11 protein-coding genes and 1 pseudogene are annotated in these 14,133 nt (G+C 65.6%); 10 read left to right on the top strand and 2 right to left on the bottom strand.

Going from position 1 to position 14,133, the window contains the following annotated elements; translation table 11 throughout:
- Nucleotides 1-59 precede the first annotated feature (59 nt).
- Nucleotides 60-1,568: an Ig-like domain-containing protein gene (locus Q319_RS0102775; protein WP_029480366.1), complete on the top strand. Its 1,509-nt coding sequence runs from the start codon at nt 60-62 to the stop codon at nt 1,566-1,568.
- Nucleotides 1,569-1,698: 130 nt separating this feature from the next.
- On the opposite strand, the gene Q319_RS0102770 is transcribed toward Q319_RS0102775, so the two are convergent.
- Complete coding sequence (locus Q319_RS0102770; RefSeq protein ID WP_245618915.1) at nt 1,699-2,910, bottom strand: tetratricopeptide repeat protein; 1,212 nt, start codon at nt 2,908-2,910, stop codon at nt 1,699-1,701.
- Nucleotides 2,911-3,179: 269 nt separating this feature from the next.
- On the opposite strand from Q319_RS0102770, the gene Q319_RS0102765 reads away from it, so the two are divergent.
- The 7 genes from Q319_RS0102765 to ilvC all read left to right on the top strand — a co-directional run bounded on the left by Q319_RS0102765 (nt 3,180) and on the right by ilvC (nt 10,822).
- On the top strand, nt 3,180-3,971 hold the full coding sequence (locus Q319_RS0102765; protein WP_029480361.1) for an NTP transferase domain-containing protein: 792 nt from the start codon (nt 3,180-3,182) through the stop codon (nt 3,969-3,971).
- Nucleotides 3,972-4,090: 119 nt separating this feature from the next.
- A complete protein-coding gene (locus Q319_RS0102760; RefSeq protein ID WP_029480359.1) occupies nt 4,091-4,327 on the top strand; it encodes a ferredoxin family protein in 237 nt (78 codons plus the stop codon).
- A gap of 308 nt (nt 4,328-4,635) precedes the next feature.
- A complete protein-coding gene (locus tag Q319_RS0102755) occupies nt 4,636-6,468 on the top strand; it encodes a DEAD/DEAH box helicase (protein ID WP_029480358.1) in 1,833 nt (610 codons plus the stop codon).
- 69 nt (nt 6,469-6,537) lie between these two features.
- Entirely contained in the window at nt 6,538-6,990 is a 453-nt protein-coding gene (locus Q319_RS0102750) for a hypothetical protein (RefSeq protein WP_156039142.1), read from the top strand.
- A 192-nt stretch (nt 6,991-7,182) separates the two neighbouring features.
- Nucleotides 7,183-8,985: a biosynthetic-type acetolactate synthase large subunit gene (gene ilvB, locus Q319_RS0102745; RefSeq protein ID WP_051655048.1), complete on the top strand. Its 1,803-nt coding sequence runs from the start codon at nt 7,183-7,185 to the stop codon at nt 8,983-8,985.
- Nucleotides 8,982-9,590, top strand: coding sequence for an acetolactate synthase small subunit (gene ilvN / locus Q319_RS0102740; protein ID WP_029480355.1), 609 nt, complete (start codon nt 8,982-8,984; stop codon nt 9,588-9,590). The genes ilvB and ilvN overlap by 4 nt, the downstream gene beginning before the upstream one ends.
- 221 nt (nt 9,591-9,811) lie before the next feature.
- On the top strand, nt 9,812-10,822 hold the full coding sequence (gene ilvC, locus Q319_RS0102735; RefSeq protein WP_029480353.1) for a ketol-acid reductoisomerase: 1,011 nt from the start codon (nt 9,812-9,814) through the stop codon (nt 10,820-10,822).
- Between the two features lie 56 nt (nt 10,823-10,878).
- Here ilvC and priA read toward each other — a convergent pair whose 3' ends face one another.
- Entirely contained in the window at nt 10,879-13,422 is a 2,544-nt protein-coding gene (priA, locus tag Q319_RS0102730) for a replication restart helicase PriA (RefSeq protein WP_051655047.1), read from the bottom strand.
- An 85-nt stretch (nt 13,423-13,507) separates the two neighbouring features.
- Here priA and Q319_RS0102725 point away from each other — a divergent pair, with 85 nt between their 5' ends.
- Both Q319_RS0102725 and Q319_RS0102720 read left to right on the top strand, forming a co-directional pair.
- The gene (locus Q319_RS0102725; protein ID WP_029480349.1) at nt 13,508-13,738 is read left to right on the top strand and encodes a hypothetical protein; all 231 of its coding nucleotides are present in this window, start codon (nt 13,508-13,510) and stop codon (nt 13,736-13,738) included.
- A 146-nt stretch (nt 13,739-13,884) separates the two neighbouring features.
- Nucleotides 13,885-14,133, top strand: a pseudogene (locus Q319_RS0102720) (hypothetical protein); the annotation flags it as partial.

Genomic DNA, 14,133 nt, shown 5'->3' with positions numbered 1-14,133 from the left:
AAGACCGGTTGCGTGCTTCTCCGGTGCCGACATCCCGCCCTTTCCTCAAGGAGTTCCCCATGAAACGCGCCCTGCTGCTCTGCCTGCCCCTGCTCGCCGCCTGCGGCTCAGTGTCCCAGCCCTCTGCCCCCCAGACCGCTGCCCCCCAGCCCACTGCCCCTGCCCAGACCGGCACCACGGCGCTGGTTTCACTCAGGCTCAGCGCCGCTGGCCCGATTGAGGCCCAGGGCCTGACGGGTGCCCTTCCCGCCGCACACTTCGATGTGCGGGTCCGCGACAGTGCCGGGAAGCCCGTGGCCTTTCAGGGCACCACCTACGATCCCACCGGCACAGGCAGCGCCACCCTGACCCTGAACACCGTCAACGGCTTTCAGCAGACCGTGCTGCTGCCTGCCGGGGACTACACCTTCGAGAACGCGGTCCTCGATGACGCCAGCGGCGCGGTGCTGCTGGGCTACGGCCCCGCCGCCGAGAATCCAGCCACCGTGAGGGCAGACGGCGGCAGCGTCCGGCTCAAGTTCCACGCGGTGTTTGACCGCGCCAGCAGCACGCTGGCCCCCACCCTGAGCATGAACACGCTGTTTACCGGCGTGACCTTCAACCTGGCGCTCAACCCGAAGACCGCCGCCGTGGCCGGGAGCAGCGTCGGCGTGCCGACAACGGACCTGGGCAACGTGACCTATACCCTGGGCAACGCCACGGACGGCGTCTTCAATGGCGCGGGCGGCAAGGTGGGCGTCAATGTGACCGCGCGGGGCACGGCGGGCGATTCGGTGCTGAACGTCACGGCATCCTTCAGCGCCTGGGTCCGCGACGGCAGCAAGGACACGGCCACCTACAAGGCCACCACCCTGGAATACGCCCAGAGCATCATGCGCGGTGGGCTTGGCCTGACCACGGACGGCGTGATGCCGGTGGCCCGGCTGGCGACGGTCAGCGGCGCGGTGGTGGGCAGTGTGACCACGCTGAAGGGAACGGCGACGGACGACGTGCAGGTGAATGCCATTCGGGTGTACGACAACGGAACGCTGGTGGCGAGCAGCGTGAATGCCGAGGTGGTCACGGGCGTCACGGTGGTCACGGGTGACGCTGCCGGAACCTGGAGCGCGGGCTGGACGCCGGGGACAGCGGGGGGCCATGAACTGACGGTGGTGGTCTCGGACAGCAGCGGCAACGAGGCGCGCGCCGGACAGGTCGTGAACGTGGCCGCGCCCGTGCAGACTGCGGCGGATTTCACCCTGAACCAGCAGTTCAGAAGCGTGGAGTTCGACCTGAAAAATGGAGTGGCCCGGACGTTCAAGATCGTCGTCCCGGCCAACGCTACGAACGCTGAACTGTACTTCTCCAATCCGGGAGACTGCGTATCGGAGGGCGAGTACTGTAGCCCCGCCGCGCCCATGCAGTTCACGGCAGCGCTCGTGAATGCCCAGGGGCAGCCCGTGGTTCTGGAAGAGGACGCCTACGCCTTTTACAACTCTCGCCTTCCAGCGGGCGAGTACCGGGCGACGATCACGCCCACGGCGGATACCCGCGTGTCGCTGTACGGCTTCACGGGCAGTGGCGGGTAAAGTTTAAGCAGCGGCCCCAGGAAAAGCAGCGCCGAGCAAGAAACGAAAAAGTCCCCACCCGCCCACGCCAGGAGCGCAGGAAGGTGGGGACCGTTGTGCGTTTTTGCAGGTGATTCAACCGGACTTGGGACTATTTGCCCTGCTGCGCCAGCCTCAGGAAATAGGCGCTGGATTTGTCGTTCGGGTCCAGGGCCACGGCGCGGCCATACGCCTCGGCAGCTCCGGTGTAGTTCTTGGCCTCATAGCGGGTGCGCCCCAGCCACGCCCAGGCTTTGGCGTAGTCCGGGTTCTGGGTGGTGGCCTGCTGGAAACCGCTTTCCGCCGCTGCCTTATCGCCGCCCGAATAGTTGCTATAGGCGGCGCGGAAGGTCCGCACGGCGTCCAGGCCGAATTGACTGCCCTCCTGCGCCAAGGCGAGGTTGAATTTGTCGGTGGCGTCAGTTCCGGGCAGGGCCACTGCGCCCTGGTACGCGGCCAGCGCGGCCCTGGCATCACCCATATCCAGCGCCAGCCGTCCGGCCTGCCGCCACGCCTCGGCAAAGTTGGGGGCGCTCTGGGCGGCGGCCTGGAAGCCCTCCAGCGCCCTGTCCTTACGCCCGGCGTCCAGATCGGCGTATGCGCGGCTGAATAGCTGGGTGGCGGCGGGGCCGTAATCGGCGGCCTTCTGGGCCAGCCCCTGGAAATACTTCAGGGACTTGTCGGTTGGCGTCAGGGCCACGGCCTGGGCGTACAGCGTCTGGGCGCGGGCATAGTCGCCGCCCTCCAGCGCGGTCCGGGCGGCCCAGCCCGCGCACTGGGCGCTCTGGGGATCGAAGTTCAGGCACTCCGCGAAGTAACGGGCTGCCAGATCGGGCTGGCTACGGACATACGCCGAATACCCCAGGTTGTACTGGGCCGCCCCGGCCTGCTGGGCCTCCGGGCTGCCGGGAACGGCGGGGACGGCCTTGAAATACGCTGCCCATGTCACTTCCGCCTGCCGCCAGAAGCCGACTTCGGTGTAGATCTGGGCGCGCAGTTTCAGGTAGTCGGCGTTGCCGGACTCGGCCAGCACGGCAGCTTCGGCGGCGGCGGCGGCCTGGGTCCACAGCGCCTGATCGATGTTGGCGCTGCCCTTCGGGTACGTTCTGCGGGCCTCGTCGGCAAATTTCTGCGCGGCGGCGGCGGCCTCGGCGGCGCTGGCGTAAGTCACGGGCTGGGGGGCGAAGGCGGACTGTCCGGCGGGAACGGGTTGGGCAGGAGCAGGTTGGGCCGTGTCCTGGGCCAGCGCAGGAGCGGCGCTCAGCCCCAGCACCAGCAGGGCACGAACGGCCAGAGCGGCAGACATACGTTTGGGGTTAAACATCTGGGAACCTCCTGAAGTTGAGGGCTGAATCGGGAGCTGGATTGGGGGCGACGGATATTCCTTTCTGACCCTAGGCGTGGGCCGTGGGCTGTTCGTGAGAACGACTCGCGCCCGGCCCACGCCGGGTTAAGGCTTCGGGGGCTTCAGAAAATCGTCTACAGCCCTCTCCACCGGCCTACCGCCCTCGCGGCCCGTTGCGGTTCTCTGCGCCCAGCTTCAGGAAACTGCTCGGCGGCTCAAATTCTTTCCCTCTGCTACCCTGGACCCACATGACTGCATTTGAGACCGTGCGCTACAGCGCCGTGGTGCTGGGCGGCGGCGATCCGGGCGACGAGTTTGCGGCGGCCCACGGCGCGGCGGTCAAGCCGCTGATCCCAGTGAACGGCGAGCCGATGGCGCTGTACGTGCTGCGCGCCCTGCACGGCAGCGGGCGGGTGGCCCGCATCGCCTACGTCGGCCCCACCACGCCCGAGATCGAGGCCCTGATCGACCTGCGCGTGACCGACAACGGCTCGCTGCTGGGCAACCTGGAAGCCGGGGTGGAAGCATTGGAGGCAGGCGGCATCCGCAAGGGCGAGCGCGTGCTGGTGGTCACGGCGGACATTCCCATGCTGACCGCCAGAGAGGTTCAGGACGTGCTGGACAGCGCTTCCACCGACGCCGCGCTGGTCTACCCGGTGGTCCGGCGCGAGGTCTGCGAGGCGGCCTATCCCGGCGTGCGGCGCACCTACGCCCGGCTGCGGGACGGCTCATTTACCGGTGGCAACCTGTTTATCCTCGATCCGGCGCTGATCGGCCAGTTTCTGCCCCGGCTGCGCGAGGTGCTGGCGGCGCGCAAGGCCCCACTGAAGCTGGCGGGACTGATCGGGCCGGGCATCTTTATCAAGCTGCTGACGGGCCGCCTGACCGTGGAAGCGCTGGAGAGCAAGGTTTCGGACATTCTGGGTGTGCAGGCCCGCGCGCTGATCACGCCCCACGCGGCGGTGGGCACAGACGTGGATCAGGACGAGGATCTGGCACTGGCCGAGGCGTACCTGGGAAGCGGAAAAGAACGGGTCTAAAGGTCAGAAGGGCAGAGGTCTGGTGGCGCTCTCTCTCGATCTTTAGCCCCCGATGACCCCCGAAAAGCTGTGCCCATTCACTCTTGCGCCGCCCTTCCCGGCTGTGCATACTGTCCGTCATGACCCATATCATCACCAGTCCCTGCATTGGCACCAAGGATCAGGCTTGCACCGAGGTCTGCCCGGTGGAATGCATCTACGACGCCGGCGAGATGTACCTGATCCACCCCGACGAGTGCATCGACTGCGGCGCGTGCGTCCCGGCCTGCCCGGTCAGCGCCATTTTCCCCGAGGAGGACGTGCCCGCCGGAGAGGAGAGTTTCATCCCCCGCAATTACGAGTTCTTCGGGACCTGATTTTCGCCCAATAGTTCCACCCGATTCTGATAGCTCCCGGCCATGCGCCGGGAGTTTTGCTTTGCGGTCTGCCGCACGGGTGCCAAAGGTCCGAAAACAGCCCCGACGCCCCTTGCACTCTATCCAACCTTCGTGTATTCTCTTTCTTCGTGCGCTGACCAGGAAGGGCCTGGCAGCCGGAGAGTACCCCCATTTTCAATATCCACGGACATGCTGCTCGTGACGCGCTGATTAGAAGACACGCGCTCGTTGGGACAAAGGCATTTGGTGGTCACTGGGGCAGTTGTGCTTTCCCGAAAGGACTACAAATGAACTTTGACCAACTGATTGCGCCCGAACTCGCGGCGCGTCTCGCCGAGCGCGGTATCACCGAAGCCACTCCTATCCAGGAAGACAGCCTGCCCCAGACCCTGGAAGGCCGCGATCTGATTGGCCGCGCCCGCACCGGCACCGGCAAGACCCTGGCCTTTGCCCTGCCGATCATCAGCAAGCTGGAAGGCAGCCGCGAGCGTGGCCGCCTGCCCCGTGCCATCGTGATTACCCCCACCCGTGAGCTTGCCAAGCAGGTGGCCGAGGAATTCAGCAAGACTGGCGTGGACCTCGTGACCGTCACCGTCTACGGCGGCGCTGCGTATGCACCCCAGGAAAACGCCCTGCGCCGTGGCGTCGATGTGATCGTCGGCACCCCTGGACGCCTGATCGACCACCTGGAACGCGGCAACATCGACCTGAGCGGCGTGCAGTTCGCCGTGCTGGACGAGGCCGACGAGATGCTGAGCGTGGGCTTTGCGGAAGCGATCGAAACCATTCTCCAGAACGCGCCCGCAGACCGCCAGACCATGCTGTTCAGCGCGACCATCAGCCAGGAAGTCAAGCGCCTGAGCCAGAAGTACATGAACAACCCCGTGATGGTGGACACCGTGGGTTCGGGCAAGAACCAGGCCGCGCAGACCGTCGAACACCTCAAGGTGCGCGTGGGCCGCAGCCGCACCCGCGTGCTGGCCGACCTGCTGACCGTCTACAACCCTGAAAAGGCGATTGTCTTCACCCGCACCAAGCGCGAGGCCGACGAGCTGGCGAACGAGCTGATCCACCGTGGCCTGGAAGCCGAGGCGCTGCACGGCGATCTGGCCCAGAGCCAGCGTGAGCGTGCGCTGGGAGCCTTCCGCAGCGGGCGTGCGGGCGTGCTGGTGGCCACCGACGTGGCGGCCCGTGGCCTGGACATCCCCGAAGTCGATCTGGTGGTTCAGTTCCATCTGCCCCAGGACCCCGACAGCTACATCCACCGTTCGGGCCGCACCGGACGCGCGGGCCGCACCGGCACCGCCATCATCATGTACGGTGACCGCGAAAACCGCGAGATGTCCGGCCTGGAGCGCGTGACTGGCGTGCGTTTCATCGAGCGCACCATCCCCACCCCCGCCGAAGTGGCCGCTGCCAGCGCCCGCGCCGGGGCCGACATGATCCGCAAGGTGGACCCCAGTGTGGCCGCCAACTTCCAGGAGCAGGCCGAGATGCTGTTCAGCGAACTGGGCATCGACGCCCTGGCCCGCGCGCTGGCCAAGATCAGTGGCGTGACCGAACCTGCCAAGGCCGCCAGCCTGCTGAGCGGTGAGGAAGGGCTGACCACCATCATCCTGCACGGCGAGCGCCTGAGCGTGGCCCGCAGTGTGGCCCTGCTGGCCCGAGTCGGCGACGTGGATACCCGCCGCCTGGGCAAACTGCGTCAGTGGCGCGGCGGCACCGTGGCCGACATCCCCAGCGAATTTATCGCCAAGCTGATGGCAGCCAACCCGCTGGAAGGCGAGATTCAGATCGAGATTGCCAAGGAACTGCCCGAACTGTTCGAGGCTCCAACCCGTGAGCGCCGCGACGGCGGTTACCAGGGCGGAAGCCGTGGACGCGGCAGCCGCGACGAGGGTGGCTACCGTGGACAGGGCGGCGGCTACCAGGGCGGACGCAGCAACCAGAGTCAGGGTGGCGGAGGCTACCAGGGCCAGGGCGGCGGCAACCGTGGCGGCCAGAGCAGCGGTGGACAGGGCGGAGGCCAGGGCCGTTGGAGCCGTGACCGCAATGAGGGTGGCAACAGCCAGCCCCGCCGCGAGGACTTCGCCGACCGCGAGTTCGTGAACAACCGCTGATAGAAGTGGATTGAGAAGCGCCCCTGCCTGATGGTGGGGGCGTTTTTGTGGGTCTATAGTTGCCGCAGTATGTCTTTGACTGTTCCAGCGCGAGAATTGGAAAATGCCTTTCACGCCTTTCTGCACGAGCGGGGCATCACCCTGAATTCAGTTTCCGCGCCGACGCTTTTGCTGGCTCTGGTGGACTATTTCAATGAGGTCAGAATTCAGAATTGTTCGCGCGAAGAGGGCTGGGACTATCTGCATTTCGAGGCGAGCGGAAATTCTTTCTACTTTGAGCGGATTCTCTATGCTCCAGATGCTGACCCAGACGATGACGAGCGGACAAAGTGCGGAATGACGGCGGGGCCAGAACTGGAGGTCTTTCCCAACAGTCTGGAGTTTCCTAGCACAAATCTCTGGAGCCAGAACTACCCGAACGCGGCAGCTTTTGCTGAGGCTGTGCTGGAACATCCTGCCCTGCGGTGGGCTGAAACGGCTGGACCACTGAAAAGCTCAACTTTTTTTGAAGAAATGTGCTAGCGCGGGCGCTTCAGTTTTCCCGATTCATCTAGCCCACCTTGCCCAACGCCCCCCCAAACCCGTAAGCTGTACGGCATGAGTGCGAACCTCGTGGTCGTAATTCTCAGCACCGGGGGTTTCCGAGGCTGAGCAACGCGCCATGCCGCACACCCCCGCCCCAGTAGAGGCGGGGGATTTTTTTTAGGAGGCTTTATGGAACAGACAGACGGGCAGGATCAGAGTGGACAGGACCTGAGCAGTGTTGATTTAAGCCGGGGCGAGATGACCGGAGCAAAGGCGCTGTGGGCCACGCTGGCAAACCACGGCATCAGCACCGTGTTCGGTTATCCCGGCGGCGCGATCATGCCGGTGTACGACGCGCTGACCTATTACCCAGAGGTGCGGCATGTGCTGGGGCGGCACGAACAGGGGTCCATTCACGCCGCTGAAGGCTGGGCCAAGGCGACAGGCGAGATCGGCGTGTGCATCGCCACCTCCGGCCCCGGAGCAACCAACCTCGTCACCGGACTGGCCGACGCCATGATGGACAGCGTGCCGCTGCTGGCGATCACGGGCAACGTGGCCCGCCACCTGATGGGCACCGACGCCTTTCAGGAGGCCGACATCACCGGGATCACCCTGCCCGTCACCAAGCACAATTACGTGGTGCGCGACGTGGAGGAACTTCCCCAGATCATCGCCGAGGCCATCCGTATTGCCCGCACCGGACGCCCCGGACCCGTGCTGGTGGACATTCCCAAGGACGTGCAGATGGCCCCCTTCCACGGCGAGATTCCCACGCCACACGCCCGCCCGGAGATTCCCGCGCCGTCCGACGAGTCCATTACGCGGGCGCTGGAGCTGCTGAAAGGCGCGAAAAAGCCCGTGATGATGGTGGGCGGCGGTTCGCTGGATTCCGCCGCCGAAATTACAGCACTGGCCCGCGCCTGGGATATTCCAGTGATCACCACGTTGATGGGCCTGGGAGCCTTTCCCGCCAGCGATCCGCTGTGGCTGGGCATGCCGGGAATGCACGGCAGCGTGGCCGCCAACCGCGCGATCAGCGAGGCCGATGTGCTGCTGGGCATTGGCCTGCGCTTTGATGACCGCGTGACCGGGCGCGTCAACGGCTTTGCGCCCAACGCCGCGATTATCCACATTGAGCTGGATGCCGCCGAGATCGGCAAGATCATCCGCACACACGTTCCGGTGCGCGGGGACGCAAAGGTGGCCGCTGTCAAGCTGACGGATGGAGCCGTGAAGGGCGAGTGGCCCGAATGGGTGGCGCAGATTCAGGAGTGGAAGGGCCGCAACGAGACCCCGGACCACTGGGGCGCGGGCTACGCGGTCAAGGCCGTGGTGGACCGCCTGACCCCCGACGACATCCTGAGCAGCGACGTGGGGCAGCACCAGATGCTGTGCGCCCAACTGGCCCGCTTTGAAAAGCCCCGGCGCTGGCTCAACTCTGGCGGGCTGGGCACGATGGGCTTCGGCTTCCCGGCGGCCATCGGCGCGGGCATGGCCGAACCAGGCGTCCGCAGCGTGGTCATCGCGGGCGACGGCGGCTTTCAGATGACGGCGCAGGAACTGGCGACGCTGAAGATGTACGACATCCGCAACGTCAAGATCTGCATCATCAACAACTCGTATCTGGGCATGGTGCGCCAGTGGCAGGAGATGTTCCATGGCAAGCGCTACTCGGAAGTGTGGCTGGGCGACAGCAACCCCGATTTCCTGAAACTGGCCGACGCCTACGACGTGCCCGGCTACCGTGCCAGCAACGCCGAGGAATTGCCCGGTGCGATTGATGCATGGCTGAATGACCCCAGATCCGCCCTGCTGGAAGTGGTGGTGCCGCACGAACACGGCGTCTTCCCGATGGTTCCCGCCGGGGCCGCGCTGTACGAGATGATTGAATCCGATCCCAAGCGGGCGGCGGAACTCAAGGCCCAGTTGGCTGACGCTCCGATGAACGAAGCCCCCATCAGCAACGCCGCAGAGGTGAACGACGCATGACCGATCCCATTCCCTACGATCAACTGCTGTCCATCCTGGTGCGCGACGAGCCGCGTGTGCTGACCCGTATCACCGCGCTGTTCGGGCGGCGCGGTTACAACATCAAGAGCCTGAGTGTGGGCAGCACCGAACATCCCGGCGTCTCGCGCATGACCATCGTGGTGCATGGTGACCGGGGCGTGGTGGAGCAGGCCATCCGCCAGCTCGAAAAGCTACACGACGTGGTGAAGATCATCGATCACAGCCTGGAAAAGTATGTGGACCGCGAAATGGTGCTGGTCAAGGTGGCGATTACCGCCGAAAGCCGCGTGGAGGTGCGCCAGATCGCCGAGGACTTCCGCAGCCGGATCGTGGACGTGGGCCGCCACGCGCTGACCTTTGAAGTCACGGGCGACGAGGGCAAGCTGACTGCCTTTATCGAGCAGATGCGCCCGTTTGGCATCCTGGAAACCATGCGAACGGGCCGAATTGCCCTGACGCGCGGCTCTAATGCCGACATCGCCAGCCACATCTACCACGACGGCGAATCTGAAGCTTTGCGGCCCGCAGTTGAAGGTTTGGAGGCGCGGGAGGAACGGGCGCGTGGGGTTCCGAATCTGTTCTGAACGGTGTGAAGGGGTGGCTGCCACGGTTTAACCCCTCCGGCCCTACGGGCCACCTCCCCTTAGAAGGGAGGCAAGAGTTGCAAAATTATCTGATCCCCTGCGCTTCTTGGCTCGCTTTTGAGGGGAGCTGGCTGCGGAGCAGACTGAGGGGTTTCTTTTAATCCCTTCCCTCCCCTAGCCCACATTCCCCCTTTCACCCTCACCTGTAGGAGAATCCCCCAATGGCTGCAAAAATGTATTACGACAGAGACGTGGACACCGCCCCCATCGAGAACAAACTGATCGCCATCATCGGCTACGGTTCGCAAGCGCACGCGCATGCGCAAAATTTAAGAGATAGCGGCTTTAATGTCGTGGTGGGCCTGCGCGATGGCAGCAGCAGCAAGGTTAAGGCCGAACAGGCTGGGCTGCGCGTTGCCAGCATCGAGGACGCCACCAAGGAAGCCGCCGTGGTCATGCTCCTGATCCCCGACGAGAACCAGCCCAAGACCTATGCCGAGAGTATCGAGCCGCACCTGACGGACGGCAAGGCGCTGGCCTTCGGTCACGGCTTCAACGTTCACTTTGGGCGCATCAAGCCGCCAGCGGGCGTGGACGTATTCCTGGTTGCGCCCAAAGGCCCCGGCCACATGCTGCGCCGCGTGTACGCCGACGGTGCGGGCATGCCCGGCATCTTCGCCGTGGGGCAGGACGCCACCGGCAAGGCCCGCGACATTGCGCTGGCCTACGCGCGCGGCATCGGCTGCACCCGCGCGGGCGTGCTGGAAACCACCTTCAAAGAAGAGACCGAGACCGATCTGTTCGGCGAGCAGAGCGTGCTGTGCGGCGGCGTGACCCACCTGATCCAGGCCGGGTTTGAAACGCTGGTGGACGCCGGGTATCAGCCCGAAATCGCCTACTTTGAAACGCTGCACGAGGTCAAGCTGATCGTCGATCTGATCTACGAGAAGGGCTTTGAAGGCATGCGCCACAGCATCTCCAACACCGCCGAGTTTGGCGACTACGTGACCGGGCCGCGCATCATCACCGATGACACCAAGGCCACCATGAAGGACGTGCTGAGCGACATCCAGACCGGCAAATTTGCCGAGCGTTTCATCGCGGACGCCGAGAGCGGCTTCCCCTACATGAACGAGCAGCGCACCAAGATGCGCGATCACAAGCTGGAAACCGTGGGCAAGGAACTGCGCGACATGATGCCCTTTATCAGCAAGAAAGAGCTGGAAGTTTAAGCGTTTAGCCGTTCAAAGAAAGGCCCTCTCCTAGGTGGAGGGGGCTTTTTTGCTGTTTACAATCCGCCGCGTGGGTTCACGTCCACCCGCACCCGCGCCTTCCAGGTCTTGGTATCCAGCACCTTCAGCAATTCCGCCAGTCGGGCGTCGTTGCGGGCGCGCAGGAAAAGGTGATAGGGGTACACGCCGCGCAGGCGGGCCACCGGGCTGGGGGCGGGGCCAAGAACTTCCTGGGCTGTGGCCCCCGCCGCGTACAGCGCCTCGGCCAGTTCCTGCGCGGCAATCTGGGCACGCTTGGCTTCGCGGGCGGTGATTTCTACCTGGGCCAAGCGGGCGTGGGGCGGATAGCCCAGCTCCTTGCGGGCGCGTTCCTCTGCCGCCGGATAGGCCAGGGTATCGCGGCCCTCGGCCAGCACCTTCAAGGCCGGGTGATCAGCCTGGAAGGTCTGCACCAGCAGCAGCGGCGCGCGGGCGGGGTGCCATTCGGCCAGTTGCCGCAGCAGGCGGTGATACCGCTCGGAGGCGCGGAAATCGGACACGTTCAGCCACGTATCGGCCAGCGTGATTGCCACCAGCGCCAGATTCGGCGGCGCGTCATGAGACAGCAACAATTGGGTTCCCACCAGCACCCCTGGCTCTCCGGCGTACAGCAGGGCCAGTGGGTCCTGACGGTCCTTATCCATGCGGTAAATGGGCATTCCTGACAGCAACTTGCCTACCTCCTGCGCGATCCATTCGGTACCGGGGCCACGAGCCTTCCACATCTGCTCGCCGCAGTTGTCGCAGCGGTCTGGCATGGATTCGTGGTAGCCGCACTGGTGGCAGGTCATCTGGCGGGTGGCCTGATGGAAGCGCAGGGGCACGTCGCAGTTGCGGCACTGCGGGGTGTGTTCGCAGTTGGGACAGCGCAACAGTGCCGAGTAACCTCGCCTGGGGGCCAGCAGAACGGCCTGCCGCCCGCGTTCCTGCACCTGCCGCAGCAGCCGGGCCAGATCGTGGCTGATCGGATAGCCCATGTCACCCATGCCCAGATGCGCGCCGGACAGGGGACCGAGGGTGGGCTGCTCCGGCGGGGTGGCGTAATCCACGATATGCACTCGGGCGCGTGGGGGCGGCAGCACTGCGCCGGGCCACGGCACGCTCTCGGCGGCGGGCGTGGCTCCTAGGGCAGCCATAGGGATGTCGTGCGCGGCGGCCACCCGCGCGGCGATGTCCGGCACAAAGGCCCGCGAGCCGGACAGCAGCTTGTGGGCGTCGCTGCCTTCCTCCAGCACCACGATCAGGGCGGGGTCTTGCAAGGGGGCGGCCAGGGCGTGGGCGCTACCGATGACCAGGCGCGCCGCACCCTTGCGAACCAGTTCCCAGGTGTGGGATCGCTGGATTTCATTCAGTTGTCCGCTGAGCTGCACGGCGCGCGTTCCAGCGTGGGCGGCCAGCCCGGACAGTCCTTCCCAGGCACGGCGCAGGGTGGCGTGATCGGGAGCGAGGACCAGCACGCTTCGGCCCTGGCCCAGCAATCGCAGCACGCGCGGGGCCAGGGTGCGGAAGCGCGAGGCTGCCCGCCCGCCATGCAAGCGCCACAGCGGGGCTTCGGGCAGGCGGTCTGGGAAGTCGTCGTTGACTTCGCTGGGGGCAGCTTCCAGCAGCGCGGGCGGCGGCGCAATCACCTGCACGCTGTCGGCCCAGCCCCGCGCCAGCAGCGTTCCGGCAGCAGTAGGTGACAGCGGCACACCGTCCGCACTTGCGCCACTGGCCCAGCCGCTCAGGGTGTCCTGGGATCCAGCCTCATTCAGCCATGCCCAGGCGGGGGGAGGCGGGGCCGTTTCCAAAACGTACTGAGCGCCGCCTGCATTCAGAACGCCGTTCACGACGCTGGCGCTGACGCCCGCCGCTTTGGCCCAGCCACTTAAGGTGTCGTGCGGGCCATAGTCGCTCAGCCAGGCGTGGGCGTGCGTTTGCCGGGGTGTCAGGGGAGTGGGGGCGGGAACGACGGCGTGCAGGGCAGTCACGGCGCGGGCGGCGGCGGGAACCTCAGCCAGCTCTCGGGCGCGGATGACAGATCTGGTGCGGGGGCGGGGGTCAAATCGTTCCTCCAGCAGGCCCTGTTCGCGCACGGCGTCCAGCAGGGCAGGATGAAATGCGCCCGCATCCGTCCACAGCGTTGTCGGGGCTTTGCGGGCGAAGGCGCTGAGGTCCGCGCCGTCCACCGCGCGAACCGTGTGCAAATAGTCCGCCGTCCAGCCCACCCCCAGCAGATCGCCCCAGATCAGTCCGGCGGGAATGCGGGCGTCACCTGCCCAGGCACACACGCCCGCCACCGTGGGCGGGGTGACCCAGGGGCAGGCCGGGGCGTCCAGCACATGCACGGCCTCGCGCAGACGGTACGCGCCGCGCGCCTGGGTCTCACCTACCACCAGCCCCACCACCAGCTCGCCGCGCCAGGGGATCAGCACCCGGCAACCCGTGGGAACCTCGCCCGTCCAGCCGTGTGGAGCGCTGAAATCCTGCGCTGGCACGGGCAGATTGACCACCACCAGCCACGGTTGCGGGATGGGGGCGGCGGCGGCAGTCACATCCCGCAGGCTAGCGCGACGCGGCATTGGGCAAGGGTGAGGGGGGGAACTGACAACCCACGCCCCTGCGTTCTCTCAGCAACTTTGGGGGTGGAAATGTCGTAATGGAAGCGTGAAATTCCCACGCACCCGCACCGTCAAGGGCAACTCCAAGCAAGGCTCCAGCCTGGGCAAACTGCTGGTCTACGCGCCCATCGCCCTGGAACTCCTGAACCTGCTGCGCCGCAGCCGAAAAAAGAAGGGCGGCAAATACATCAAGGCACGCAAACGGGACCGCGCCCTGGATTTTGTGCTGGGTCAGGCGCAGCGCCGGATAGGCGGCGGGAGTCGGGGCCGACGCTGAACGGGGAGGGTGCGAGTTCCTCCCGCCGCCGCCTTCTCCCCTATGCCTGATCAATGGTTCGGACAGTTTTGACGAAAAGTAGGGGTGGCCCAAAAAACGGGTCTCCGGTAGGGTGAGGTTCTCAAGCCCACACCCAAGGAGACCCAATGACTATTTTACCTGTGCTGCTCACCCTGCTCAATCTCCCCGCTGCCCAACAGCGTTTTTTCCTCCACCTGATGCCGGTGTGGCAGGCCATTCCTGGCCGAATCAATGCCCTGAATCTCAGCCGTTACAGCGGACTCCACGAACGTACCTTCCGCCGATGGTTTCAAAAGGCCCTCCCGTGGAATACGCTCCAATGGAGCGTACCGGAACTCCTCGTGCGGCTGGGCGCACTCGGTTCAGGGTTCGTT

This window comes from Deinococcus marmoris DSM 12784 (assembly GCF_000701405.1).
GTDB classification, from domain to species: Bacteria; Deinococcota; Deinococci; order Deinococcales; family Deinococcaceae; genus Deinococcus; species Deinococcus marmoris.
This window is presented reverse-complemented; position numbering and strand designations above follow the sequence as displayed.

Bases quoted from the DNA above. Each gene is read 5' to 3' on its own strand.
- ilvC (WP_029480353.1), top strand. From the start codon at position 9,812: ATGGCTGCAAAAATGTATTACGACAGAGACGTGGACACCGCCCCCATC.
- Q319_RS0102775 (WP_029480366.1), top strand. From the start codon at position 60: ATGAAACGCGCCCTGCTGCTCTGCCTGCCCCTGCTCGCCGCCTGCGGC.
- Q319_RS0102760 (WP_029480359.1), top strand. From the start codon at position 4,091: ATGACCCATATCATCACCAGTCCCTGCATTGGCACCAAGGATCAGGCT.
- Q319_RS0102765 (WP_029480361.1), top strand. From the start codon at position 3,180: ATGACTGCATTTGAGACCGTGCGCTACAGCGCCGTGGTGCTGGGCGGC.
- Q319_RS0102770 (WP_245618915.1), bottom strand. From the start codon at position 2,910: ATGTTTAACCCCAAACGTATGTCTGCCGCTCTGGCCGTTCGTGCCCTG.
- priA (WP_051655047.1), bottom strand. From the start codon at position 13,422: ATGCCGCGTCGCGCTAGCCTGCGGGATGTGACTGCCGCCGCCGCCCCC.
- ilvN (WP_029480355.1), top strand. From the start codon at position 8,982: ATGACCGATCCCATTCCCTACGATCAACTGCTGTCCATCCTGGTGCGC.
- Q319_RS0102755 (WP_029480358.1), top strand. From the start codon at position 4,636: ATGAACTTTGACCAACTGATTGCGCCCGAACTCGCGGCGCGTCTCGCC.
- ilvB (WP_051655048.1), top strand. From the start codon at position 7,183: ATGGAACAGACAGACGGGCAGGATCAGAGTGGACAGGACCTGAGCAGT.
- Q319_RS0102750 (WP_156039142.1), top strand. From the start codon at position 6,538: ATGTCTTTGACTGTTCCAGCGCGAGAATTGGAAAATGCCTTTCACGCC.